This window comes from Myxococcus sp. CA033, from assembly GCF_013336625.1.
GTDB classification, from domain to species: Bacteria; Myxococcota; Myxococcia; order Myxococcales; family Myxococcaceae; genus Myxococcus; species Myxococcus llanfairpwllgwyngyllgogerychwyrndrobwllllantysiliogogogochensis.
Genome location: NZ_JABUMU010000014.1, coordinates 206,674 through 230,256, shown reverse-complemented (window position 1 = coordinate 230,256; position 23,583 = coordinate 206,674). Strand labels below are relative to the sequence as shown.

Genomic DNA, 23,583 nt, shown 5'->3' with positions numbered 1-23,583 from the left:
ACTTCGGGACGACGCCCGCGCGAGCGCGGGGCGAATGCGAACGACTCGGGACTAGCATGCACGGGCGAGGTCATCGGCCCACTCCGCCCTCTCCGCGTCCACCGGAGCGGAAGTTGGGAGGGATGCAGCTCTGGAGGATGAGGTCCGGCACGGAGGCCAGCGGCACGCCCTGGTCCGTGGCGCGCAGCTCCAGCGCCGCGCGCGGCATGCCGTAGACGACGGACGTGGCCTCGTCCTGGGAGAAGGTGACGCCCCCGGCGTTGCGGATGGCCAACAGGCCCCGCGCGCCGTCCTCGCCCATGCCGGTGAGCACCACGCCACCGCTGCGCCGACCGAACGCCGAGGCCAGCGACGACAGCAGCACATCTCCGTTGGGGCAGGGCCCTCCCCGGCTGCGCTGCATGCGCGCGAGGCCGGCGGAGTCCACCAGCAAATCCTGCCCGTCCTGGGGGAAGTACACCCGGCCCGGCTCCAGCCGCTCACCGTCCCGGGCCACGTCCACCGTCAGCGGCGTCACCTGGGACAACCAGCGCACCATGCCCTGGGTGAAGCCCACGGTGATGTGCTGGGCGATGAGCAGCGGCACCGGCAGGTCGCGGGGCAGCTTGGACAACAGCTCCGCGAGCGCGGGCGGGCCTCCCGTGGAGGCCACCACGCCGAAGACGTCCACCCGCGCGCCAATGGGCGGCGGCGTGACGGAGTTGGTGCGCTGGCGGCGGGAGATGACGGGCACCTCCGCCATGAGGCACACCGAGTGGGCCAGGTCGCGCCCCCACCGGCGCAGCTCCTCCACGTTGGTGACGTTGGGCTTGCCGATGAGCTCCAGCGCGCCGGCGCTCATCGCCTGGAAGCCCAGGTCCACGCCCCGCTGCTCCGCCACGGCGCTCACCACCAGCACCCGCGCGGGGGACTGGGACATGATGGCCGCGATGGCCGCCGGCCCGTCCAGGCCCGGCAGCAGCAGGTCCATGGTGATGACGTCTGGACGGAGCAGGCGCGCGAGCTGCACGGCCCGGTTGCCGTCCCCAGCCCGACCGACGACCTCGATGCGCGAGTCCTCGGTGAGCAGGGCCGTGAGCGTATTGGCCATGGTGGGCGAGTCGTCCACCACCAGCACGCGAATCGGGCGACGGGTGTTCATGCGCGCCCTCCCCTGCGACTCATCACGTCGAGCACCTCGGCGAGGAGCCGACCCGCGGCACACTCGCGCTTGCTGAGATAGCCATCCGCGCCCGCCGCCATGCCCCGCTCCCGCGCGGCGGCACTGTCATGCGCGGAGACGAGGATGACGGGCAAGGACGACGTCTCCTTCTTCTCGCGCAGGCGGGCGATGAGCTGCGTTCCGTCCATCTCCTCCATGTCCAGGTCGCAGATGACGACGTCGTACGTGTCCGTCGCCAGCCGGTCCAGGGCGCGTGCGCCACTGGCCGCCAGATGCACGCTGAAGCCACCCGCCTCCAGCATCGCCCGGTGCAGCGCGCGCGCGGTGAGAGAGTCGTCCACCACCAGCGCCCGGCGCTGCGCGGCCACCGCGGCCTGCCCCGACTCCGTCACCAGCCAGTCCGGCCGGCAGATGAGCAACAGCTCACCCCGGCTCAGCGTCGCCGCGCCCTGCCAGGCGGGCACGTCCCGCACCTCGGACGGCAGCGGACGGATGACCAGGTCCCGGTCTCCCACCACGGCGTCCACGCCCAGCGCCACGCGCTTGCCGCCACTCTGGACGATGAGCAGCGGCTGTCCCTCCACCGGAGGCGCCAGGGCCCGCAGGCCCAGCCGCGCTCCCAGGTCCACCACCGGCAACAACTGCCCCTGGTATTCCAGGTGCGCCTTGCGCTTGCCGATGCGCAGCGAGTCCGCGCGCGCCAGCTGCGTGGCCTCCACCGCCAGCATCGGCAGGCCCACCAGCTGCTCCAGCGCGCGCACCACCAGCACCGGCGAGCTGCCCAGGTCCACCGGCAGCGTCATCACGAAGCGCGTGCCCTGGCCCGGCGTGCTGTTCACCTCGATGCGGCCCTGCAGCCCCTCCACCGACGCGCGCACCGCGTCCAGGCCCACGCCGCGGCCGGAGGTGTCCGTCACGTCGGAGCGGGTGCTGAAGCCGGGGCGGAAGATGAGGTCCCGCACCTGGTTCTCGTTGAGCCGCTCCGCCTCGTCGGAGGTGACGACCCCGCGCGACTCGGCCACCTTGCGCACGCGAATCACGTCGATGCCCGCGCCGTCGTCCGAGCACTCCAGGAAGAGCAGGTTGCCCTGCTGCTCGATGCGCAGCGTGAGCGCGCCCTCGTGGTGCTTGCCCGCCTTCTCGCGCTGGGACGGCATCTCCAGGCCGTGGTCCACCGCGTTTCGCAGCAGGTGCACCAGCGCGCCCTGGAGCTTCTCCAACAGGCGCCTGTCCAGCGACAGCTCCGAGCCCACGACGGACAGCCGGGCCTCCTTGCCGAGCTGGCGCGAGAGGTCTCGCACCATGCGCTGGAGCGGATCCAGAATCGTGCGCACCGGGCGCGTGGTGATGGCCTTCAGTCCATCCTCCAGCGCGTCGACGATGTCGCTCGTCTCCTCGCCATCGGTGCGCAGCGAGCGCGACGTGCCGGACAGCAGCGTGCGCGCCTCGGCCGTCTCCGCCAGCAGCCCCTGCTTGGCCAGCACCGTCACCACGCGGTCCAGCTCGCGGCCGCGCTCCTCCACCCGCAGGCGCACCTCGCGCAGCCGCTCCACCTCGCGCATCAGCGACGTCACCTGCCGCACGCTGACCCGCCAGCCCGTGTCCGCCGACTCCGGCACCGCGTCCTGCGGATTCAGCGCCGACGCGGCCTCCACCAGCGCATTCTCTTCGGGCGTCGTGGAGGGCTCGACGGGGGCCGACGCGGGGGCCGCGCCCGCCAGCAGCGCCCCCACCGTCTCGGGCGGGGGCCCTTCGGCCACCAACTGCGCCAGCGCGGCGGCCGGGTCGGGCAGCGCGTCACCCCGCCCATCCGCGTGGGCCTGGGCGCGCAGCATGAAGAGGTCCAGGCCGTGCAGCAGCACGTCCACCACGGACCGGGGCATCTTGCGCGTGCTCGCCTTCAGCGGAGCCAGCGCATCCTCCAGCTTGTGGGCGATGTCGCCCAAATCCTGAAGGCCCAGGCTGGAGGCACTGCCCTTCAGGGTGTGCAGGTGCCGGCCCAGCCGGACGTAGAGCCTGGCGAGCGCGCCCGCATCCAGGCCCTCTCGCTCCAGCTCCAGCAGGTCCATGGTGACCTTCTGGATGACTTCCTGGGCCTCCACGGCGAAGCCCGTGACGAGCCCCTGCAGCATCGGGTCAACGGGCATTGCGTCCTCCCGTCGAGCGCGTGGTGAACAGGCGATTGAGGTCGATGAGGTGGATGAGCTGGCGGTCCTGGGTGAAGACCTCCATCACCGGCCCCTCGGCGCGCACGCGCGCGGCCTCCACCACGCTCATGGGCAGGGTGGTGGGCCGGGGAATGGCCTCACAGTCGAGCGCGCACAGCTCGCCGTCGCCTCGGTCCACCACCAGCAGCACCGCCGGGTCCTGCCGCCAGCCATGGCCTCCCAGCATGGACGCGAGGCTGAGCGCGGAGAGCACCTGGCCCTGGAAGCGCAGCACCCCGACGACATGGGGCGCGGACAGCGGCACCGGCGTCACCATGCGCAGCGGCAGCGCCGCGCGGAGCATCTCCAGGGAGAGCGCGTAGCGCTCCTCGCCCAGGGGGAACTCGGCGATCCAATGCACCGCCTCCTCGACGGTCGTCTCCGCCTGCTCACGCAGCCGGGACGCGCGCCTCTCCAGGAGCTCCACCGCCTCCTGCTCCTGAGCCTCCTCCATGCTCCGAGGAAGGATTTTCATTCGAGCGCCCCCAGGTTGAGGTAGGCGTCAGCGGACGCCTGATAGAACCGCGCCGGAAGGGCTTCGGGCCCGTCCACGAGCTGGTCCGGAGGAAGTCTCTCCGCGCGCATGCGCAGAGCCCGCATCAGCGGCACCGCCGCCTCGCGAGCCCCGGAGCGCTCGCGCAGGAGCGCCAGCTCCAACAGGCCCGGCAGATAGTCGGGCGCCTGACGCACCAGCGACTCCAGCACCGCCGACGCACCGTCCACGTCGCCCCCCTCGATTCGCTCCAGCGCCTCCAGGTGGAGTCGCGCGGGCGGCGGCGGCGGCGTCACCTGCGCGCGCACGGGCGCGGGCGTGGCCATGGGACGACGGATGAGGGGCGCGGGCGGCGCGGCGCGCTCCACGAAGCGGGGCACGGGCGTGGGCGAGGCGGACTCGCCCGGCCCCAGCAGACGGAACGTCTGGAGCTCCGGCGTGCCCTCGCGAACCATGCCCGCGGGCACCCGGTCCGCTTCCACGGCGCCCAGGAAGAGCAACCCGCCGGGATTGAGCGCCCGGGCCAGCAGGGCGATGGCCGCTTCCCGCGCGGACAGGGAGAAGTAGGTGAGCACGTTGCGGCAGAAGATGAAGTCGAAGCGGCCAAAGCGCTCGGGCAGCGGCGCCAGCAGGTTGGACTGCGCGAAGGAGGTGATGCGCCGGACGACGGGGAGGATGGTGACCTGTCGGTCCACGCCGTCCAGGTAGAGCGGGAAGAGGCGGGGCGCCGACTCGCGCCGGGACCAGGTGCCGTACGAGGCACGCCGCGCCGTCTCCAGGCTGGCCTCGTGCAGGTCCGTGCCCAGCACCTCCACCGGGAAGCCGTGGGGCACGGAGGCTTGCAGCGCGGCGGCCAGCGAGTACGCCTCCTCGCCCGTGGCGCAGCCCGCGCTCCAGCCGCGCAGCGCCAGCGAGCCCCGGCGCAGGGCCGCGGGCACGCCGACCTGGGAGAGGTAGCGGAAGTGCTCGGGCTGGCGGAAGAAGTACGTCTCCCCCACCAGGGCCGCGCGCACCAGCGTGCCGGACAGCGTCGACTGGGGAAAGAGCATCTCCCCCAGCAGGTCCGCCGACGAGCGTCCGCGCGCCAGCTCTCCACGCACGACGCGCTCCATCGCCTCGTTGGCGATGGCGTCGTCGCGGAAGCCGGTGATGGATGACACCACCTCCCGCGCTCGGGTCAAAAGCCGCGGGTCGAGCTCTGCGCTCATGCGCTCCGCCTGGCCTCCGCGGCCTCGACCATCCGAGGCAGCTCCCGCAGCAGGCCGCGCGCGACGAACACCCGCGGGTCCAGGATGGGCAGCAGGTGGCCACCCGAGCGCAACATGCCGATGAGCCCCTCGCGCAGCGGGCCGTGGTCCGCGCCGCCCACACGCTCGCGCCGGTCGATGTCCGCCGCCGCGTACTCCTCCGGGTCCTTCACCGTGTCCACCGCGAGCGCCAGCGCCACCCCGTCCACCTGGATGACCACCAGCATGCGCTCCACGCGCGGCATCGAGTGCTCCACGCTCAGCCGCCGCGCCACGTCCAGCACGCACAGCGCCTCGCCCCGCACCTCCACGTATTCACGCAGGTACGAAGGCGCCGTGGGCAACGGCCGCGTCGCCGGGTGCAGCAGCACCTCGCGCACCGAGTCCAGGGGAATGGCGAACTCCAGCGTGCCCACCGTCACCCGCAGCACCAGCAGCGAGCCGGTGCGCGCGCGCCGCCGCGAGTTGGCCAGCGCCTCGCCCACCGCGAGCAGGAGCTCGTCGGCGCGGAAGGGCTTGGCCAGGAACGTCTCCGCCCCCAACCCGATGCACGCCTCCGCGCGGGACTTCTCCGAGGAGATGATGATGACGGGGATGTCCACCGTGGCGGAGTCGGACTTCATCCGCTGGAGGACCTCGTCACCGTCCATCTCCGGCATGGACAGGTCCAGCAACACCGCGGCGGGCCGCAGGCGGGAGACCTTCTCCAGCGCCTCGCGGCCGTTGCTCGCCGTGTGGATGGTGTAGTGGCCGGAGAGGATGGCGCGCTCGAGCGCCAGGATGGCGTCGCTGTCGTCGACGAGCAGCAGGGACGGCAGGCTCACGGCATCAGGCCTTGGACAGGAACTGACGGACGGTCTCCGTCAGCTCGTGGTGGGACACCGGCTTCTGGATGAAGGCGTTGGCGCCCGCCTCCGTGCCGCGCTGGCGCAGGTCCACGCTCTTCTCCGCCGTCAACAGCAGGATGGGCACCGTGCGCAGCTGCGCGTTGCGGCTGGCCCTCACCTCCTTGACGAAGGTGATGCCATCCATCCCCGGCATGTTGATGTCCGCGATGACCAGATTCACCGGGACGAGCTGGAGGATCTTCAGTGCGCGTGTCGCATCGTCCGCCTCCAGCGCCTCCACCCGGAGGTTCATGAGGTAGATCTTGACGATGTTCCGAACGGTCGGGCTGTCGTCCACCAGCAAGACCTTGGTGCTGTTGGTGCTCACGGTGCCACGGCTCCTGCGCAAAGGCTCGCCCACGCGGCGGGATACCCCTGCGAAACGTTGGAGACTCTACCGTGAGGCCTCACACGGTAGATAGCGGGGGGGTCCGCCCGCCGTGACAGCGGGCGGGCAGGTGTCGGATGACCTCGGGGTTCGCCCCCTCCGGCCTACTCGCTCGCCGGCTTGGACGCTGCGGGCTGTGCCCCCTCGTCCGCCTTGAGGTCCACCGGCGGTGCGCCAATCGCGTGGTAGCCACCGTCCACGTGGATCATTTCGCCCGTGGTGGAGGGCAGCCAGTCGGACAACAAGGCACACGCGGTCTTGGAGACCATGTCGTGGCTGTCCTTGGAGTTCCAGCCCAGGGGGGCCTGCTTGCCCCAGCCCTGCTCCAGCGCCTTGAAGCCGGGGATGCCCTTCGCCGCCATGGTGGCCAGCGGCCCCGCGGCCAGGATGTTCACCCGGATGCCCTTGGGGCCCAAATCGCGCGCCAGGTAGCGCGCGGTGGACTCCAGCGCGGCCTTGCACACGCCCATCCAGTCGTAGATGGGCCACGCCACGTTCTGGTTGTCGAAGTCCAGCGCGACGATGGAGCCGCCCGGGGGCATCAGCGGCATGCACGCCACGGCGAGCTCCTTCAGGGAGAACGCGGAGATGCGGAACGCCGTCTGGACACTCTCCCAGGGCGTGTTGAGGAAGTTGCCGCCCAGCGCGTCGTCCGGGGCATAGCCGATGCTGTGCAGCACCCCGTCCACCCGGCCCCAGCGCTGCTTGAGCGACTCCGTGAGCGCCGTGAAGTGGGCGGGGTTCGTCACGTCCAGCTCCAACACCTCGGTGCCCGCCTTGAGGCGCTTGGCGCTGCGCTCGGTGAGCGACTTGGCCCGGCCAAAGCCGGTCAGGACGATGTCCGCGCCCTGCGCGAGCGCGTGCTCGGCGATGCCGAAGGCGAGGGACTGGGGAGTGAGGACCCCGGTGATGAGCAGCTTCTTACCCTGGAGCAGCATGTGCGGCGGCCTCGTGGGAGAGGAAGGGGTGGGGAGCGGGCTGTCTAGCACTCCTTTCGCCCGAAACGGGACGAAACGGGCGATGGGAGTCCCCGGGTGTCCGGGTCTTCCCATCCCGGGGAGGAAGCAGGGTTTCGGTCCGTGGGAATTCCAAGGGTGAAGCTGCGCTCAACAGGGGCATGAATCCTCCTGCTCCCCTGAAGCGGCCATACCCCTGGGGTGCCCCCCGAGGCTCAACAAAGATGCCGCGAAAAACCCCCAACGGGGCGCCCTTCCAGTAAAAGACGACACCGCCATGGCGAACTTCCAGGACACGTTCCTTTCCGGCGCCAACATCGACTTCATCGAGGGGCTCTACGCCCGCTATCTCGAGGACCCCGCCAGCGTGGATTCAAGCTGGCGCGAGGTGTTCGAGCGAAACGATGGTGCCGGCCGTCCCATCTTCAACGCGAAGCTGCTGGAGGCCCCCACGCCGGCCGCACCCGCGGCCAAGGCCAATGGCAAGGCTCCGGCCGCGGCCCAGACGCCCGCGCCCGCCGCCGCTGCCCCCGTGGCTCCCGCCAGCACGGCCCAGGCCCAGGCGCTGGAGCTGCAGTCGAAGGTGGACCAGGCGCTGTTCGCCTTCCGCCTGCGCGGCCACCTGCGCGCGAACCTGGATCCGCTCGGCCGCCCGCGCCCCGCGCTGGAGCACGTCGCGGACGTGGGCATGGTGGACGACAGCCACTTCTCCGCGCGCGAGCGTGAGCAGGAGGTGGAGAGCAGCAACACCTTCCCGCAGCAGCGCGTGAAGCTTGGCGACCTCCTGACGCGCCTGCACAGGACCTACACCGGCAGCATCGGCGTGGAGGTGATGCAGATCCTCGACAGCCAGCGCCGCCGCTGGCTGATGCAGCGGATGGAGCACAGCGAGAACCGCACGGACTTCACCGTGGAGGATCAGCGCCACCTGCTCACCAAGCTCTCCTACGCGGAGGGCTTCGAGAACTTCCTCCACACCAAGTACGTGGGCGCCAAGCGCTTCAGCCTGGACGGTGGCGAGGCGCTCATCCCCATGCTGGATGCCATCGCCGAGGTCGGCTCGGGCATGGGCCTGAAGGAGATCGTCATCGGCATGGCCCACCGCGGCCGCCTCAACGTGCTGACGAACATCCTGGGCAAGCAGCCCAGCCAGATTTTCAGCGAGTTCGACGGCCCCAAGGACCCCAAGGCGTACCTGGGTCGCGGCGACGTGAAGTACCACATGGGCTTCTCGTCGGACCACACCACGCGCCAGGGCAAGAACGTGCACCTGTCGCTGGCCTTCAATCCCAGCCATCTGGAGGCCGTCAATCCGGTGGTGGAGGGCCGCGTGCGCGCCAAGCAGGAGCGCGGCGGGGACACCGAGCGCGTGGGCGTCATGCCCCTGCTCATCCACGGCGACGCGGCCTTCATGGGCCAGGGCGTCGTCGCGGAGACGCTCAACCTGTCCGGCCTCAAGGGCTACGCGACGGGCGGCACCATCCACGTCGTCATCAACAACCAGGTCGGCTTCACCACCGACCCGCATGACTCCCGCTCCTCCATCTACGCGACGGCCATCGCGCAGATGCTGGACATCCCCATCTTCCATGTGAACGGGGATGACCCGGAGGCGTGCGTCCACGTGGCGCGACTGGCGGCCGAGTACCGGCAGACGTTCCACAGCGACGTGGTCATCGACCTCATCTGCTACCGACGCTACGGCCACAACGAGGGTGACGACCCGTCCTTCACCCAGCCGGCGATGTACGAGCTCATCCGCAAGCACCCGACGGTGCGCACGCTCTACGCGAAGGCGCTGGCGGAGCAGTCGCGGATTTCCGCGGAGGACTCGGAGGCCATCAAGCAGCGCTGCCTCCAGGAGTTCGACGCGGCGCTCGTCCGCGCGCGGCAGGAGAGCCAGTTCAAGGAGCCCAGCGCGTTGGAGGGCCTGTGGAAGCCCTACCAGGGCGGCTCGGTGAAGAACGCGCCCCAGGTCGCCACCCGCGTGGACAAGGCGAAGCTGCGCGGCGCGCTCCAGCAGCTGAGCACGGTGCCCGAGGGCTTCCATGTCCACCGCGACGTGGAGCGCACCGTCATCAAGAAGCGCCTGGGCATGCTCGACAGCGAGGAGCTGCAGTGGAGCGAGGGCGAGACGCTCGCCTACGCCACCCTGCTCTCCGAGGGCCACCCGGTGCGCCTGTCCGGTCAGGACTGCGAGCGCGGCACGTTCAGCCACCGCCACGCGGTGCTGCACGACGTGCAGACGGGCGAGGAGTACACGCCGCTCAAGCAGTTCGCCACCGGCCGCGCCAGCTTCCAGGTCGTCAACAGCGCCCTGTCGGAGATGGGCGTGTTGGGCTTCGAGTACGGCTACAGCCTGGACGTGCCGGACGGCCTCACCATCTGGGAAGCCCAGTTCGGTGACTTCGCCAACGGCGCGCAAATCATCATCGACCAGTTCATCGCGGCGGCGGAGAGCAAGTGGCGCCGGCTCAGCGGCATCACCCTGCTCTTGCCGCACAGCTACGAGGGCCAGGGCCCCGAGCACTCCAGCGCTCGCCTGGAGCGCTTCCTGGATTTGTCCGCCGAGGACAACATCCAGGTCTGCTACCCCACCACGCCCGCGCAGATCTTCCACCTCCTGCGCCGTCAGGTGCTGCGCCCGGTGCGCAAGCCCCTGGTCATCATGTCGCCCAAGAGCCTGCTGCGCCGGCCGGAGGCCACCAGCAAGCTGGACGAGCTGGCCACGGGCTCCTTCCAGGAGGTCATCCTGGACAAGGTCGCCCCGGAAGGCGTGACGCGGCTGCTGCTCTGCAGCGGCAAGGTCTATTACGACCTGGTGAAGGCGCGCGACGAGCGCAAGGACGACAGCATCGCCATCGTCCGGCTGGAGCAGCTCTACCCGTTCCCCTTCGACGAGCTGGCCAACCTGGTCGGCAAGCTGCCGAAGCTCGCGGAGATCTTCTGGGTGCAGGAGGAGCCCCGGAACGCCGGCGCGTGGCACTTCATGTTCCCGCGACTGCACGACCTGGCTTCGTCGCGCTCGCAGCAGCAGGTGAAGTTGGGCTACATCGGCCGCGCGGAGGCCGCCAGCCCCGCAACCGGCTTCCCCAAGACTCACGAAATCGAGCAACAGCTCATCATCGAGGAAGCCATCTTCCGAGGGACCAAGAATGGCCGTTGAACTGAAAGTGCCCCCGCTGGGCGAGTCCATCACCGAAGCAGTCGTCGGCAAGTGGAACAAGAAGCAGGGTGACGCGGTGTCCGCGGACGAGCCGCTCGTCGTCCTGGAGACCGACAAGGTCACCATCGACGTGCCCTCGCCCTCGGCCGGCTCCCTGGCCAGCGTCGCCTTCAAGGAGGGCGACAAGGTGCGCGTGGGTGACGTGCTCGGCCTCATCGAGGCGGGTGCCGGCGCTCCCGCCGCGAAGCCCGCCGCCGCTCCGGCTCCCGCCGCGGCTGCTGCCCCGGCCCCTGTCGCCGTCGCTCCCGCCGACGCTGGCGCGGACGCGCGGATGACGCCCACCGCCCGGAAGATGGCGGAGGACAACAAGCTGGACGTCACCCAGCTCAAGGGCAGCGGCACCGCCGGCCGCATCACCAAGGAGGACGTGCTCGGTCAGCTCAACCGCCCGGCCGCGCCTTCCCAGCCCGCCGCCCCCGCCCAGCCCTCGGGCCCCCGCCCCAACGCCGCCCGCGAGGAGCGCGTCCGCATGACGCCCCTGCGCAAGCGCGTGGCGGAGCGCCTCATCCAGGCCCAGTCCAACGCCGCCCTGCTCACCACCTTCAACGAGGTGGACATGGGCGAGGTGATGGCGCTGCGCAAGAAGTACAACGAGAAGTTCCAGGCGAAGCACGGCGTGAAGCTGGGCTTCATGAGCTTCTTCGTCCGCGCGTCGATTGAAGCCCTCAAGGCCTTTCCCCAGGTCAACGCGGAGATTGACGGCGAAGACGTCATCTTCAAGCACTACTACGACATCGGCGTGGCGGTGAGCGGCAGCCGCGGCCTCGTCGTCCCCGTCCTGCGCAACGCGGACAAGCTGTCCCTGGCGGAGCTGGAGAAGGGCGTCGCGGACCTGGGCACCCGGGCTCGCAACGACAAGCTGGGCCTGGCCGACCTCCAGGGCGGCACCTTCACCATCACCAACGGCGGCATCTTCGGTTCCATGCTGTCCACGCCCATCATCAACCCGCCGCAGACGGGCATCCTGGGCATGCACAACATCGTGGACCGCGCCGTCGTCCGCGACGGGCAGATTGTCATCCGCCCCATCATGTATGTCGCACTCACCTACGACCACCGGCTCATCGATGGCCGCGAGGCCGTCCAGTTCCTCGTGCGCGTGAAGGAGTGCATCGAGGACCCGGAGCGCCTTCTCCTCGACGTCTGAGTTGTAGGTGACGCGCCGCGCCGCGACTTACCAGGGAGGCCCGAGCTCAGTGCAACTCGGGCATTCCAGGCCGCTGGCTGGACTTCCAGGCAGGCGTTTCACTACAACTGGACATTGTCTCCCGGTCGTCGGGGGGCGGGAAGAACGGGCGGCTCTCACACGTCGCCCCGCGAGACTGAAGGAAGTGCAATGGCAACCGGTACCGTGAAGTGGTTCAACGACGCGAAGGGCTTCGGCTTCATCACCCAGGACGGCGGAGGTGAGGACGTTTTCTGCCACCACACCGCCATCAACATGGATGGCTTCCGCACCCTCGCCGAGGGTCAGAAGGTGGAGTTCGAGGTGACGCGCGGCCCCAAGGGTCTGCAGGCGCAGAACGTTCGCGCGGGCTGAAACGTCGTCGTAGGTCCTGGCCCTTCCGCGCGGAGGGCCGATGAACGGAGGCCCGCCCCTGGAGTTGAGGGAACCGGGCCTCTTGCTTTTGCGGGGTACGGGGACAGGCCCCGGGCGCGAACGCCCGGAGCCCGGAATCACATCACAGGTTCTTCTTGAAGTGCTCCATGACGCGCTCCCACTGGCGCTCCTTCACCAGCGGGTCCGGCACCATGTGCGTCAGGCCGCTGAGCGGCAGGAGTTCATGGGGCTTGCCGGCGCGGAAGAGCGCATCGCTGAGCTTGAGCGTGTGGAAGAAGTACACGTTGTCATCCGCGGTGCCGTGGATGAGCAGCAGCTTGCCAATGGGCTTGTCCGTCTTCGCGTAGGTGAGCAGCGAGCTCTTCTCGTACGCCTCCGGGTGCTCCTGGGGCAGGCCCAGGTAGCGCTCGGTGTAGTGGGTGTCGTAGTCGAGCCAGTCCACCACCGGGGCGCCGGCCACCGCGGCCTTGAAGACGTCTGGGCGCTGGAGGGCGGCGAGCGCGGCCATGTAGCCGCCGAAGCTCCAGCCCTCGATGCCCACGCGGTTGATGTCGATTTCCGGCAGCACCTTCGCCAGCTCCTGGATGGCGGCGGCCTGGTCTTCAATCGTGATGGTGGCGAAGTCGTACTTCACCTCGCGCTCCCACGCGGCGCCGCGCAGCGGGGTGCCGCGCCCGTCGAACTTCACGACGATGAAGCCGTGGTCCGCCATCCACTGCGGCATCAGGTGCGCCGCCATGCTGTGGTGGACGACGGTGGTGGTGGGGCCGCCGTAGACCTCCACGATGACGGGCAGCTTCTTGCCCGCCTTGAAGTCACGCGGGCGGGTGATGGAGGCCCAGAAGCCCTTGGGGCCCACCTGCCGCACCTCGGTGTTGGGGATGAAGGGCGGCTCCTGCGCGACTTCGGGCAGCTCGCCCAGCTTCGTCCCATCCGCGCGCAGCACCTGGGTGCGGCTCATGCTCTTCAGGCTGGAGCCGTTGACGACGAGCACGTTGCCGTCGCGTGAGGCGGAGCCGCCTTCGACGCCGTCCTTGTTGCCCGTCACGCGCTCCGGCGCGCCGCCCGCCTTCACGCGCCACAGCGCGCTCTGCGTGGGGTTGGGGCCGCCGTTGAAGTACAGGGTGTGGTCCTTCTGGACGAAGCGCGTCATGCCGCGGAAGCCCGCGTCCGGCTTCACCACGCTGCGCTCCAGCGAGCCGTCCGCCTTGCGCTGCTCCACCTCGGGGCCGCCGTTGCGCTCGGTGTACCAGAGGAAGCCACTGCCATCCTCGAGCCACAGCGGGAAGTCCTGCTCCAGGTTGAGCCAGGCGGAATCCTTCTCCACCAGCAGCTCGCGCGTCTTGCCCGTGGCGGGGTCCACCGCGAGCAGCTGCTGCTCGGTCTGCACCCGGTTCTGCACGAGGATGGTGAGCGGGGCGCCCTTCGCCCACGTCACGGTGGCCAGGTACGGGTACTTCGCCGCATCCCACTGGACCCAGGTCGTCTTGCCGCCGGTGACGGGGGTGACACCCAGGCGCACCTTGGCGTTGGGCTTGCCGGGGCGCGGGTACGCGAAGATTTCGCCGCCGCGCTCGGGGTGCATCACATCGACGATGGTGAGCTTCTCCACCTCGGCGGTATCGGACTCGGTGTAGGCCACCGACTTCGCGTCCGGGCTCCACCAGTAACCGGAGAAGCGGCTCATCTCCTCCTGGGCGACGAACTCGGCCACGCCGTGCGACTTCGCGTCGGAGCCGCCCTTGGTGACCCGCTGTTCCTTGTTCGCGGCGACGTCGATTCGGTAGACGTCATTGTCCCGGACATAGGCCACCTGCTTGCCGTCCAGGGAGAAGCGCGGGTCCAGCACGCCGGGGCCCGTCTTGAGCTCCGTCACCTTGCCGCTGGCGCGCTCCACCACGTAGAGGCGGCCGGACAAGGGGACGAGCAGGCGCGTGCCGTCATCCGAAACCTGGTACGAGGTGAAGCCTCGGGCGCTGACGCGCATGCGCTCGCGGCGGGCCTTCTCCTCGGGGGTGAGCGTCTCGTCGGAGCCCTTGAGAATCGCCTCGGGAGTGAGGACCTCCTTCGTCTGCCCGGACGCCACGTCGAACGCGTAGAGCGTCTGCACGTTGGAGGTGGGCTGGGTGCGAAGGAAGAGGACCTGCTTCTCGTCGGGGGTGATTTTGATGCTCACCGGGCGACCGCTCGAGAAGTTGCGGGTCTCCGTGAGCTGTCGCAGGAAGGTGTCTTGCTTCCGCTCCGTCTGGGACATGGGTAGGGGCTTCATCTCCTGGGCGAGTGCGGACGTGCTCACGAAGAGGAGCGCGGCGGTAAGTACCTGGCGCATGGGTCGTCGAAATCCCGCCGGTGGCGGGGCTCCTTTCACGGAAAGGTGCGGGGGAGCCTACACTCGGCCGCCGCGCAAGCTGAGCAAACCCACAACGGACGTGAGGATTCCCGAGGGATGCAGACCGAAGACGACGCCCCGCGGCACCTGAGGCTGGCGGGCATCATCCGACTGGGGCTGGGAGGCGGGCGAGGGCCCTCGGACGCCTATGTCTTCGACCCCCATCGGCTGGCGCTCCCTTCGTGGGCGTGCGCGCTCGGGGAGTCGGGCTCCCCTGCCCTCCTGGTGACGCTCGACAGGCACCTGGACGTGGTGGTGCCGCGAGAGCCCGGGAAGGTGCCCGACCGCTCGGCGGGACTGCGCGCGCTGGACGAGCACGCCCGGTGGTCGCTGGACGTGCGCAACTACGACCACATCCTCGCGGCCATGGAGGCGGGGCTGGTGGGGGATGCCTTGCTGGTGGCCAGGACTCGGCCCCGGGGCTCCTTCGCGGGCGAGACCTACGTGGACACGAAGGGTCGCTCGCACCGACTGGTGGTGGTGCCCACCGTGGACCGCGCGTCCGAGGCGTGGAATCACCCCGCGCCCGGTGACGCGGTGCGAGATGTCCTGGAGCGCGCGGACCAGGTGTTGCTCGACATCGACCTGGACTGCTTCACGTCGCTGAGCGACGCGGACCCGACGACGGTGATTCCGTGGCCTCGCGCCATCATCCGCGAGTTCCTCCTGCCCGAGGGCTCCGAGGATTTCTGGGACGCGGTGCTGAAGCGCACGGTGGCGATGACGCTGGCGCGCGAGCCGCATCACTGCGGTGGATTGCTCGCCTCCGGTGAGTTGTTCCGCGATGCGGCGGAGGTTCTGTTCCGCGAGCTACTGCGCGTCGAGCCGCCGTGAGGCACGGCGGCGCCGGTTCGGAGTGACTCCGCGCGAACGTGGCGAGCTGAACGAGCCACTGTGAGCGAGCCGGCACCCGTTCGTGGCGACTCAGCGCTACAACGACAAGCGGAACGAGCCGCCGTGAGCGAGCCGGCACCCGTTCGTGGCGACTCAGCGCTACAACGACAAGCTGAGCGAGTCGCTGTGAGCGAGCCGGCACCCGTTCGTGGCGACTCAGCGCGACAACGACAAGCGGAACGAGCCGCCGTGAGCGAGCCGGCACCCGCTCGTGGCGACTCAGCGCTACCACGACAAGCCGAGCGAGCCGCTGTGAGCGGGAGCAGCACCGCTGGACGCGCTACAGCGGCGAGTCGAGGAAGCTCGGCCGCAGGTCCGTGACCTGACCGCCCGCGAGCGAGAAGCGGCTGCCCACGGGAGGACGGTCTCCGTTGAGCACGTAGCCGAAGTCGAGGCGGAACGGCACGACGTTGAACTGGGGGAACAGCACGCGCAGGCCCACGCCCACCGACGTCACCATGTCCGGCCTGTCGTTGAACGCGCTGCCCGAGTCCAGGAAGAGCACCCCGCCCACGTGCACCGTTTTGATGACGACGGGCGCGGTGCGGTACTCCACGTTCACCAGCAGCATCCGCTTGCCGGAGTACTCATCCGCCGGTGCGCCGCGAAGCCCGTTGCCACCGCCCAGCAGCGTGATTCGGTCGAACAGGTCATCGATGTTCACATCCAGCAGGCCGCGCGCGACAAAGCGCCCGCCCAGAATCTTGGGCGACACCTGCGCCAGCTCCGCGGCCCAGTGACGATTGTTCCACGTCGCGCCCTCACCGAGCTGCCGACGGATGGCGCCTGACGCGGACACGGTGGTGAGCGCCTCGCCCCAGCGAAGGCGGTAGCGCGCCGCGAGCCCCGCCTCCGTGAAGTGGTTGTCGTCCCCGAAGACAGGAGGCGCATAGCGCACCGTCGCGGAGACCCAGTGGCCCATCTGGTAGTCCTCCGAGAGCACGTACGAGTCCACGTCGCGCAGCACCTCGTACCGCGCCTCGAAGGCACGCAGGGACAACGAGGCGTAGCCCGCGTCCTCCGCGCGCGGCAGGTAGTTGCGGCGGAACCAGTCGGACTGACCCTCCGTCAGCATCGACGAGGAAGGCGGGTCGTAGGAGTAGTGGTACGCGCCCAGCGAGCCACTCACGTTCCACTTGTAGCGCAGGCCATACGAGCGCGTGTACGAGGCCGCGCCAGCGACCTCCTCCGTCCGGTACACGTAGGGCACCGTCGGGCCGTCGGGATACGGGAGCTGCCATATCTCCGCGCCCCGGTAGATGCGATTGGTCTCCACGTTCCACGCGACGGACGTGCTCACGCTCCACGGCGTGGACAACGAATAGAGCGGACGGCTGACGGAGAGACTTCCCCGCGAGCCCTCGGCCTTGCCGCTCTCGCGTCCGATGATGAGCGCGGCGGACTCACTCAAGGACCAGCGGCTGCCCAGCACGCGCGGGTCGGTGTAGCTCTGTCCGAAGCTCAGCGTGTCCAGGCGGAGGGTGAAGTCCAGCGCCAGCTTCTTGCCTCGGCCCAGGAAGTTCTGCTCCGTGCCCTGGAGCCGCAGGTACTGCAGCAGAGAGCCCACCGCGGAAAAGTCACTGTTGAGGCGCAGCGACCAGATGTCCTTGGTGACGACGAGCAGCGCCACCGTCCCGGGCACCTTCCCTTTCACCGGGACGACTCGCACCACGGAGAACAACCGCAGCCCCCGCAGGTTGCGCGCCGTCTCGTCCGCGAGCCGCGTGGAATACGGCTGCCCCGGTGGGAGCAACACCTCGCGTCGGACGACCTCCTCGCGGGTGCGGATGTGGAAGATGTTGAGGAAGTTCGGATACGGGTCGCTCTCCGCGACCACTTCCTCGGTGTCGACGAGCACCTCGGCCAGCGGCATGCCCTCGGGTGACGGCTCCAGTTGACGGCCGTGACGCGTCAGCGCCTCGACGATGAGGGCTTCCTCGTAGTTCTCCTGGGAGAGGCCCTGGGGACGCGCTGGCGCGGGCTCCACGGAGGTCCCCGCCGGAGCCTTCTCCCCTTCTTCCGTCGCACGGGCCTCGCCTGGCGATGGAGCAGGAGACGCGACGGCGGGAGCCGGCGTCTCGGGAACGGGCTCCGCCTGGAACGAGGACAGGGTGAGAGGAACGACGATGAGCACGAGCAGCGGGAGCGCCACGCCGCCATCCTGGCATGCGCGGCCTTCCGCGTGAGCATCTTCATCGCACGGCCCTCCGGATTGCGGCGTGGAGCGCCGACTGTCATCCTCGCCAGATGGACGCGGATGCCCGCGAGTACCGCGCGATTCAGACGTTCTACGGACGGCGCCGCGCTCGGCGCTCCGGCATCCCATACCTGCACCACATCAACGAGGGCCTGTGGGTCCTCCGAGCCCTGGGCGCGAGCGACCACGCCCAACGCGCGTACTGCCTGCACCCGCTGGTTCAGGAGGATGACGCACGAGCCGCCGCCTGGGCCCACGCGCTCGCCACCGGAGCGGACCTCTCCGTGCCTCCCGTCGACGGTGTGAGCGATGAGCCGCGTGTCCTCGCGCTCGCGCTGGACTACCGGGAGACCGCCAATGCCGCGCTGTCCCATCGACCGGACCTGAAGGGGCCCGACGACATCGCGCTCAGCGCCGAGCCCGAGGTCAACGACATGCTCCGCGCCGACAAAGTCCAGAACTACAAGGACTTCATCCGCCATCACCGAGGCAGCCATCCCAGGTCCGCCGAGCTGGAGCGCTATTTCCAGGCGTGGCTCGCGCGACTCGACGTGTCCCCGGAGCAGCTCACACGCTGGCACGCGGCGCTCGAACACCTCCAGGACAACATCCCCCGCACCTGACCCTGTCCCGGGCCGCGCGCCCTCCCATGAGGCTCCTCGACGGCCCGAGGCTCCGTCATGGCGCCTCAGTGAACCTCGCGCGTCCTCTTTGTCCACGCAGAGCTCGAGCCACGGCCCACGGCTCCGTCATGGCGCCTCAGTGAACCTCTCGTGCGTCCTGTCCACGAGGAAGCCGAGCCACGGGCCGGCTCGGCCCTCGGTCGCTCGTCGGGTCGCTCGGAGTGACAGTCCCTGGAGTGCGGCGTCGCCTCTTCCGAGGCGAAAGGTCCCCACCGAAAAACCCGGGTGTAATCCCGACCAGGAGCGGGCGTCTTCCTGGGTGAAGGCGGACAGCCCCTCTCATCACGAAGGGCGAGCCCGCCACGAGCACTCAGCCTTGGAGGCGTCGTCGCCCATGTCCGGCTCCCACCAACACACTCCTTCGACACATAGCCGGGCCTTCGCGCTGGGCATCGGCCTCAACCTGGTCTTCGTGGCCGTCGAGGCCACCTTCGGCTTCCTCTCGGGCTCGCTTGCGTTGCTCGCCGACGCCGGACACAACCTGAGCGACGTGCTCGGGCTGGTGCTCGCCTGGGGCGCCAGTGTGCTGGCCCGTCGCAAGCCCACGGAGCGTTACACCTACGGACTGCGCGGCGCGTCCATCCTGGCCGCGCTCCTCAATGCGCTGCTCCTGCTCGTCGCGGTGGGCGTCATCGGCTGGGAGGCGGTGCAACGATTGGGGCAACCCGCTCCCATCGCCACGGGTACCGTCATGCTCGTGGCGGGAGTGGGTACGCTCATCAACACCGCCACCGCGCTGCTGTTCTGGAAGGGGCGCCAGAGCGACCTCAACATCCGAGGCGCCTTCCTGCACATGGCCGCCGACGCGGGCGTGTCGCTCGGCGTCGTCCTGGCCGGCGCCCTCATCTCCTTCACCGGCTGGATGTGGTTGGACTCCGGGGTGACGCTCGGCATCGCGCTCCTCATCCTCGTGGGGACCTGGGGGCTGCTCCGGGACTCCGTCAACCTGGCCCTGCATGCCGTTCCGGCGAACATCGACATGCCTTCCGTGCGGCTGCAGCTGACACAGTCACCCGGCGTCGCCGAGGTGCATGACCTCCACGTCTGGGCCATGAGCACCACCGAAGCGGCACTCACGGCGCATCTCGTCGTGAGCGAGCAACCGCTGGACGACTCGCGCCTGAGCCACCTCAAGCGCCTGCTCCATGACCGGTTCGGCATCGAGCACGTCACCCTGCAGCTCGAATCGGACACGGCCCGGAATTGTCGCCCGCTCGCATCCAACGACGCTGTCTCCCCCTGCCTGTGAACGACGCCAGCTCCCCATGCACCCCACCCTCCGAGCCCATTTCGACCACGAACTCCAAAGCGCCTCCGAGTCCCAGACCCGGGGCGACTTCCAGGCGGCGTGGCACTTCCTGGAACGTGCCCATGTCCTGAGCCAGGCCCATGCATGGCCTCACCTCCAGGTGCACGGCGCCATGTTCGTCTGGGCCTGGCGGCACGGTGACGTCCGGGAGCTGTTCGGACAACTCCCCCGCTTGTTGCTGGCCGCGCCCGGGTCCTGGCTCGGACGCGCGCCACGGGGAAACACCGGGGGCTCGAACGTGGGCATCTTCACGCCCCTGCCCGTTCCGGAGGACCTCCAAGTCATGCTGCGTCACGAAGCTCCTCCCGCCCCGTGAGGGGCGCGTGCCGTGCGAACCCTCGTTCGCCACCGCGATGAGACAAACGCGGGACGCCCCAGGCGCGGGGCACCGGTTCAGCGAGCAGGCTCCTTCGCCCTGAAGCGCGTGAGCCCCCAGAACAGCAGGGCCACGGCGGCGATGGCCGCGCCCTGGACGCACACGCCGCTCCAGCCCGCGTGCGCGAACACCAGGGTCGAGGTGATGGACCCGGCGCCACTGCCGATGGAATAGAAGACCATGTAGCCGGCCACCAGCCGACTGCGCGCCTCCGGACGCACGGCGTACAGCTCGCTCTGGTTGGTGACGTGCAAGGCCTGGATGGCGAGGTCCAGGGCGACGATGCCCACGCCCAGCGCCCACAGTGACTTCGGCGCCAGCGAGACGGGCCACCACGAGACCAGCAAGACGACGAGTCCGACGCTGGTGGTCCAGTTTCCCCAGCCCCGGTCGGCCAGTCGCCCCGCCCGTGACGCCCCCAGCGCGCCCGCCACGCCCACGAGGCCGAACAGGCCAACCTGCGAATGCGAGAGCGAGAACGGAGGCGCTCCAAGCAGCAACACCATCGGCGTCCACAAGGTGCTGAACGAGGCGAACATCAACAGCGCGAGCACCGCCCGCACACGCAAGACGGGCTCCTCCACGAACAACGTGAACACCGAGCGCAGCAGCGCCGAATAGGACAGGTGCGTGCTCACGCGCTCGCGAGGCAGGACACGGACCAGCGCGACGACGAGCAACAGCGTGGCCCCCGCCGAGACCAGATAGACCGAACGCCAGCCCGCGAGGTCCGACAGGAACCCCGCCACGGTGCGCGCCATGAGGATGCCAATCACCACACCGCTCGTCACCAGCCCGACGACGCGGCCTCGCTCGGCGGGTGCGGCCAGCGTCGCGGCGAAGGCCACCAGCACCTGGATGACGACCGCGAACAGTCCCACCACCGCCAGCCCCGTGAGCAACACCGCCCCCGTGGGCGCGAGTCCCACGACGACGAGCGCCAACACGGACAAGAACATCTGCACCGCGACGAGCCGGCGACGCTCCACCAGGTCTCCCAGCGGCACCACCAGCAACAACCCCAGGCCGTACCCCACCTGCGTGACAGTCACCACGATGCCCACCAGGGCCGGACGCAACCCCAGGTCCCGCGCCATCGAATCCAACAACGGCTGGGCGAAATAGACGTTGGCGACCGCCAACCCGCAAGCCACCGCGAACAACGCCATCACGGCACGCGACAGCGGGGGCGCGGCGTCACCCTCCGACCGAGCGGCCACCTCCTCCACCGGGCGCACGTCTCCACCCTCGGCGCTCCGCGCCTCCGCCCCACTCCGCATGAACCACCCGCCGCAATATGGTTTCAAAATGAAACCACCCGGAATTAGCGACGGGGTTTTGATATTTCAACCCGACATGGCGAAGAAGAAGCCTCCCAGTCGGGCGGAGTGCCCTGTCGAGCGGTCCGTGGACATCATCGGCGACGAGTGGTCGCTGCTGGTCATCCGCGACGCGTTCGACGGCGTGCGCCGGTTCGGCGAGTTCCAGAAGAGCCTGGGCATGGCGAAGAACATCCTCTCCACCCGGCTGCGCCACCTCGTCACGCACGGCATCCTGGAGGTCGTTCCCGCCTCGGACGGCAGCGCGTTCCACGAGTACGTCCTGACGAGGAAGGGGCGGGACCTGTTCCAGGTGCTCGTCGGACTGAGGCAGTGGGGTGAACACCACTGCTTCCAGCCGGACGAGGCCCACTCCGTCCTGGTGGACACGGAGCAGGGGCAACCGGTGCGCGCCTTGGAAGTGCGCTCGGAGAGTGGCCGCCCCGTGACGTCGACCGATACCGTCGTGAAGAAGGTCGCGGAGAAGAAGCCTCGCGCGAAGCGGTGAACCGTGGCCCTCGCGGAGCCACGGCCCGCGACACGCCCTACCCCTCCGACTGCACTTCGATGGTCGGCTCCATCACCACCTCGGCGGTGATGCTCTGCCCGATGAAGCAGTACTTGTGCGCCTTCACGAACATCTCACGCACCTTCTCCACGTCCGTGCCGGGCGCCACGCGGATGAGCGGCGCGAGCCGCACCTTGTTCACGCGCTTCACCTTCTCCACCGTGTCCAGGAACACCGTCACCTGGTCCTCGTAGGAGCGCACGTCCAGCCGCAGCTTCTTCGCCAGCGCGAGGAACGTGAGCAGGTGGCACTGCGCCACCGACGCGCCCAACAGGTCCTCCGGATTCCAGCGCGCGTCATTGCCTCCGTAATTCGTACCCGAGCTCACGAGCAGGTCCGGCTTGCCGTCCGTGCCAGCCACCGCATCGCGGCTGTACTCGCCCGCGGTTGAACCCTGCCACTTGAGCCGCAGCGGAAACCCTTCCACGTCACACCTCCGAGTCGCGTGTCCTGTGGCATCCAGCATAGGCGCTCGACGTGAGCGCGAAGGCGCCTTCCGCGTGTCACTCCCTCCATCGAGGGAGCGCTTCGTCACGACAGGTCCGAGCCCGCGACTCACGCCCCGCGCAGGTCCGCGCCCTTTGGCACGGGCAGCTTCTCGCCCCGGGCCACGGCCGCGACGATGCGCGCCAGGCGCTCCACGCCGTCCGACAGCGCCGCCGGCCCCGGCTGGAGGATGAGGCTGCTCTTCACCTCGTAGAGCTGGTCATCCAGCACCGCGCGCACCTGGGCCCAGCCCGGCCGCGCGGCGATCTTGTCCCGCTTCGCCTTGCGTCCACACCAGCTCGCGATGACGCCGTCCGGGTTGCGCCGCGCCACCTCTTCCGGCTCGAAGATGCGGCCCTTCGCGCCTTGCGACGCCCGCGACTCGCGGCAGATGTCCTCGCCGCCCACCAGCTCCACCAGCTCCGAGCACCAGCGGATGCCGGAGATGAGCGGCTCGTGCCACTCCTCGAAGAAGATGCGCGGCCGTCGCGGCAGCTTCTGCGCCGCCTCCGCGTGTCGCGTGAGGTTCGCCGTCAGCTCGGCGGCCAGCTTCTCCGCCGCCTCCGCGCGCCCCACCAGCGCCCCCGTCACCCGCACCGTCTGCAGTATCTCCGCGAGCGAGCGCTGGTTGAACAGGTACACGGGCACGCCGCGCTTGCACAGCTCACGGCCCAGGTCCGCCTGCAGGTCGGAGAACCCCAGCACCAGATCCGGCTTCAGCTCGAGAATCCGCTCGAAGTTCGCGTCCAGGAACGACGACACCCGGGGCTTCTTGCGCGCCTCGGGCGGGCGCACCGTGAAGCCCGACACGCCCACCACCAGCTCCCCCGCGCCAATCCGGTAGAGCACCTCCGTCGTCTCCTCCGTCATGCACACCACCCGCCTCGGGTAGGGCGGCGCGGAAGAAAGCAACTCGGTCAGGTGGACGCTCATGACGCCACCCTAACGCGCTCCACCTCGCTCGGCCGCTCCCTTGAGACGCCCCCCACGCCTGCTCGAATTCGAGGCCCTCGCACTCCCAGTCGCTCGCCGTGCCAGTCCAGCCGTCCCAGCTGACACACGCCTCGTATCAAACGATGTCCGGTGCTGGACTTTGGCGCGCCCAGGCCGGTTTCTCGGCGTTTGATGCACTGCGCCAACCTGGCAGGTCGCTTGGGGAGTGGACGATTGCGGTGTTAGCATTCCAGCGCATGTTCGACCGGAGCGTCGTGTGCCTTCCCGGTCGGTGGGGGCAG

At 69.5% G+C, this 23,583-nt stretch carries 20 protein-coding genes; 8 read left to right on the top strand and 12 right to left on the bottom strand.

From position 1 onward, the window contains the following. Positions 1-70: 70 nt before the first annotated feature. From HUA78_RS28655 to fabI, 7 genes are all read right to left on the bottom strand, one after another. Positions 71-1,141: a chemotaxis protein CheB gene (locus tag HUA78_RS28655; protein WP_141645691.1), complete on the bottom strand. Its 1,071-nt coding sequence runs from the start codon at positions 1,139-1,141 to the stop codon at positions 71-73. After that, positions 1,138-3,309 (bottom strand): response regulator, encoded by a 2,172-nt coding sequence (locus tag HUA78_RS28650; protein ID WP_174477592.1) that lies wholly within the window; start codon positions 3,307-3,309, stop codon positions 1,138-1,140. The genes HUA78_RS28655 and HUA78_RS28650 overlap by 4 nt, the downstream gene beginning before the upstream one ends. Further along, positions 3,299-3,844: a chemotaxis protein CheW gene (locus HUA78_RS28645; protein WP_174457600.1), complete on the bottom strand. Its 546-nt coding sequence runs from the start codon at positions 3,842-3,844 to the stop codon at positions 3,299-3,301. The genes HUA78_RS28650 and HUA78_RS28645 overlap by 11 nt, the downstream gene beginning before the upstream one ends. Further along, a complete protein-coding gene (locus tag HUA78_RS28640; RefSeq protein ID WP_174463188.1) occupies positions 3,841-5,070 on the bottom strand; it encodes a protein-glutamate O-methyltransferase CheR in 1,230 nt (409 codons plus the stop codon). Before HUA78_RS28640 ends, HUA78_RS28645 begins: the two co-directional genes overlap by 4 nt. Further along, the gene (locus HUA78_RS28635; protein ID WP_141645695.1) at positions 5,067-5,933 is read right to left on the bottom strand and encodes a response regulator; all 867 of its coding nucleotides are present in this window, start codon (positions 5,931-5,933) and stop codon (positions 5,067-5,069) included. The genes HUA78_RS28640 and HUA78_RS28635 overlap by 4 nt, the downstream gene beginning before the upstream one ends. Positions 5,934-5,937: 4 nt before the next feature. Continuing rightward, positions 5,938-6,324 carry a response regulator gene (locus HUA78_RS28630; RefSeq protein WP_141645696.1) on the bottom strand — a complete coding sequence of 129 codons (387 nt, stop codon included), beginning with the start codon at positions 6,322-6,324 and terminating at the stop codon, positions 5,938-5,940. Between the two features lie 164 nt (positions 6,325-6,488). Next, positions 6,489-7,322 carry an enoyl-ACP reductase FabI gene (gene fabI / locus HUA78_RS28625; protein WP_141645697.1) on the bottom strand — a complete coding sequence of 278 codons (834 nt, stop codon included), beginning with the start codon at positions 7,320-7,322 and terminating at the stop codon, positions 6,489-6,491. A gap of 295 nt (positions 7,323-7,617) precedes the next feature. Here fabI and HUA78_RS28620 point away from each other — a divergent pair, with 295 nt between their 5' ends. The 3 genes from HUA78_RS28620 to HUA78_RS28610 all read left to right on the top strand — a co-directional run bounded on the left by HUA78_RS28620 (position 7,618) and on the right by HUA78_RS28610 (position 12,106). Next, a complete protein-coding gene (locus tag HUA78_RS28620) occupies positions 7,618-10,506 on the top strand; it encodes a 2-oxoglutarate dehydrogenase E1 component (protein ID WP_174457601.1) in 2,889 nt (962 codons plus the stop codon). Next, positions 10,496-11,713, top strand: coding sequence for a 2-oxoglutarate dehydrogenase complex dihydrolipoyllysine-residue succinyltransferase (gene odhB, locus HUA78_RS28615; RefSeq protein WP_174477591.1), 1,218 nt, complete (start codon positions 10,496-10,498; stop codon positions 11,711-11,713). The genes HUA78_RS28620 and odhB overlap by 11 nt, the downstream gene beginning before the upstream one ends. A gap of 189 nt (positions 11,714-11,902) precedes the next feature. Then, positions 11,903-12,106 carry a cold-shock protein gene (locus HUA78_RS28610; protein WP_015352191.1) on the top strand — a complete coding sequence of 68 codons (204 nt, stop codon included), beginning with the start codon at positions 11,903-11,905 and terminating at the stop codon, positions 12,104-12,106. Positions 12,107-12,248: 142 nt separating this feature from the next. Here the strand turns inward: HUA78_RS28610 and HUA78_RS28605 are convergent, their stop codons facing one another. Further along, positions 12,249-14,456: a S9 family peptidase gene (locus HUA78_RS28605; RefSeq protein ID WP_174457603.1), complete on the bottom strand. Its 2,208-nt coding sequence runs from the start codon at positions 14,454-14,456 to the stop codon at positions 12,249-12,251. A gap of 117 nt (positions 14,457-14,573) precedes the next feature. Here HUA78_RS28605 and HUA78_RS28600 point away from each other — a divergent pair, with 117 nt between their 5' ends. Beyond that, a complete protein-coding gene (locus HUA78_RS28600; protein ID WP_141648867.1) occupies positions 14,574-15,350 on the top strand; it encodes a UPF0489 family protein in 777 nt (258 codons plus the stop codon). A gap of 340 nt (positions 15,351-15,690) precedes the next feature. Here HUA78_RS28600 and HUA78_RS28595 read toward each other — a convergent pair whose 3' ends face one another. Continuing rightward, positions 15,691-17,562: a BamA/TamA family outer membrane protein gene (locus HUA78_RS28595; protein WP_174477590.1), complete on the bottom strand. Its 1,872-nt coding sequence runs from the start codon at positions 17,560-17,562 to the stop codon at positions 15,691-15,693. Positions 17,563-17,657: 95 nt separating this feature from the next. On the opposite strand from HUA78_RS28595, the gene HUA78_RS28590 reads away from it, so the two are divergent. From HUA78_RS28590 to HUA78_RS28580, 3 genes are all read left to right on the top strand, one after another. Next, positions 17,658-18,230, top strand: a complete 573-nt coding sequence (locus tag HUA78_RS28590; protein ID WP_174477589.1) for a hypothetical protein — start codon at positions 17,658-17,660, stop codon at positions 18,228-18,230. Positions 18,231-18,624: 394 nt separating this feature from the next. After that, positions 18,625-19,539, top strand: coding sequence for a cation diffusion facilitator family transporter (locus HUA78_RS28585; protein ID WP_174477588.1), 915 nt, complete (start codon positions 18,625-18,627; stop codon positions 19,537-19,539). A 16-nt stretch (positions 19,540-19,555) separates the two neighbouring features. Then, entirely contained in the window at positions 19,556-19,915 is a 360-nt protein-coding gene (locus tag HUA78_RS28580) for a DUF3703 domain-containing protein (RefSeq protein WP_174477587.1), read from the top strand. 77 nt (positions 19,916-19,992) lie between these two features. Here HUA78_RS28580 and HUA78_RS28575 read toward each other — a convergent pair whose 3' ends face one another. Next, the gene (locus HUA78_RS28575; RefSeq protein ID WP_174477586.1) at positions 19,993-21,255 is read right to left on the bottom strand and encodes an MFS transporter; all 1,263 of its coding nucleotides are present in this window, start codon (positions 21,253-21,255) and stop codon (positions 19,993-19,995) included. A 76-nt stretch (positions 21,256-21,331) separates the two neighbouring features. Here HUA78_RS28575 and HUA78_RS28570 point away from each other — a divergent pair, with 76 nt between their 5' ends. Beyond that, the gene (locus HUA78_RS28570; RefSeq protein ID WP_174468733.1) at positions 21,332-21,802 is read left to right on the top strand and encodes a helix-turn-helix domain-containing protein; all 471 of its coding nucleotides are present in this window, start codon (positions 21,332-21,334) and stop codon (positions 21,800-21,802) included. Between the two features lie 37 nt (positions 21,803-21,839). Here HUA78_RS28570 and HUA78_RS28565 read toward each other — a convergent pair whose 3' ends face one another. Next, positions 21,840-22,289: an OsmC family protein gene (locus HUA78_RS28565; protein ID WP_174457609.1), complete on the bottom strand. Its 450-nt coding sequence runs from the start codon at positions 22,287-22,289 to the stop codon at positions 21,840-21,842. A gap of 128 nt (positions 22,290-22,417) precedes the next feature. Further along, entirely contained in the window at positions 22,418-23,281 is an 864-nt protein-coding gene (locus HUA78_RS28560; RefSeq protein ID WP_174457610.1) for an ABC transporter substrate-binding protein, read from the bottom strand. Positions 23,282-23,583: the final 302 nt, after the last annotated feature.

Coding starts and splice junctions, on each gene's coding strand:
- HUA78_RS28655 (WP_141645691.1), bottom strand. CDS start 1,141: ATGAACACCCGTCGCCCGATTCGCGTGCTGGTGGTGGACGACTCGCCC.
- HUA78_RS28650 (WP_174477592.1), bottom strand. CDS start 3,309: ATGCCCGTTGACCCGATGCTGCAGGGGCTCGTCACGGGCTTCGCCGTG.
- HUA78_RS28645 (WP_174457600.1), bottom strand. CDS start 3,844: ATGAAAATCCTTCCTCGGAGCATGGAGGAGGCTCAGGAGCAGGAGGCG.
- HUA78_RS28640 (WP_174463188.1), bottom strand. CDS start 5,070: ATGAGCGCAGAGCTCGACCCGCGGCTTTTGACCCGAGCGCGGGAGGTG.
- fabI (WP_141645697.1), bottom strand. CDS start 7,322: ATGCTGCTCCAGGGTAAGAAGCTGCTCATCACCGGGGTCCTCACTCCC.
- HUA78_RS28620 (WP_174457601.1), top strand. CDS start 7,618: ATGGCGAACTTCCAGGACACGTTCCTTTCCGGCGCCAACATCGACTTC.
- odhB (WP_174477591.1), top strand. CDS start 10,496: ATGGCCGTTGAACTGAAAGTGCCCCCGCTGGGCGAGTCCATCACCGAA.
- HUA78_RS28610 (WP_015352191.1), top strand. CDS start 11,903: ATGGCAACCGGTACCGTGAAGTGGTTCAACGACGCGAAGGGCTTCGGC.
- HUA78_RS28605 (WP_174457603.1), bottom strand. CDS start 14,456: ATGCGCCAGGTACTTACCGCCGCGCTCCTCTTCGTGAGCACGTCCGCA.
- HUA78_RS28600 (WP_141648867.1), top strand. CDS start 14,574: ATGCAGACCGAAGACGACGCCCCGCGGCACCTGAGGCTGGCGGGCATC.
- HUA78_RS28590 (WP_174477589.1), top strand. CDS start 17,658: ATGGACGCGGATGCCCGCGAGTACCGCGCGATTCAGACGTTCTACGGA.
- HUA78_RS28585 (WP_174477588.1), top strand. CDS start 18,625: ATGTCCGGCTCCCACCAACACACTCCTTCGACACATAGCCGGGCCTTC.
- HUA78_RS28580 (WP_174477587.1), top strand. CDS start 19,556: ATGCACCCCACCCTCCGAGCCCATTTCGACCACGAACTCCAAAGCGCC.
- HUA78_RS28575 (WP_174477586.1), bottom strand. CDS start 21,255: ATGCGGAGTGGGGCGGAGGCGCGGAGCGCCGAGGGTGGAGACGTGCGC.
- HUA78_RS28570 (WP_174468733.1), top strand. CDS start 21,332: ATGGCGAAGAAGAAGCCTCCCAGTCGGGCGGAGTGCCCTGTCGAGCGG.
- HUA78_RS28560 (WP_174457610.1), bottom strand. CDS start 23,281: ATGAGCGTCCACCTGACCGAGTTGCTTTCTTCCGCGCCGCCCTACCCG.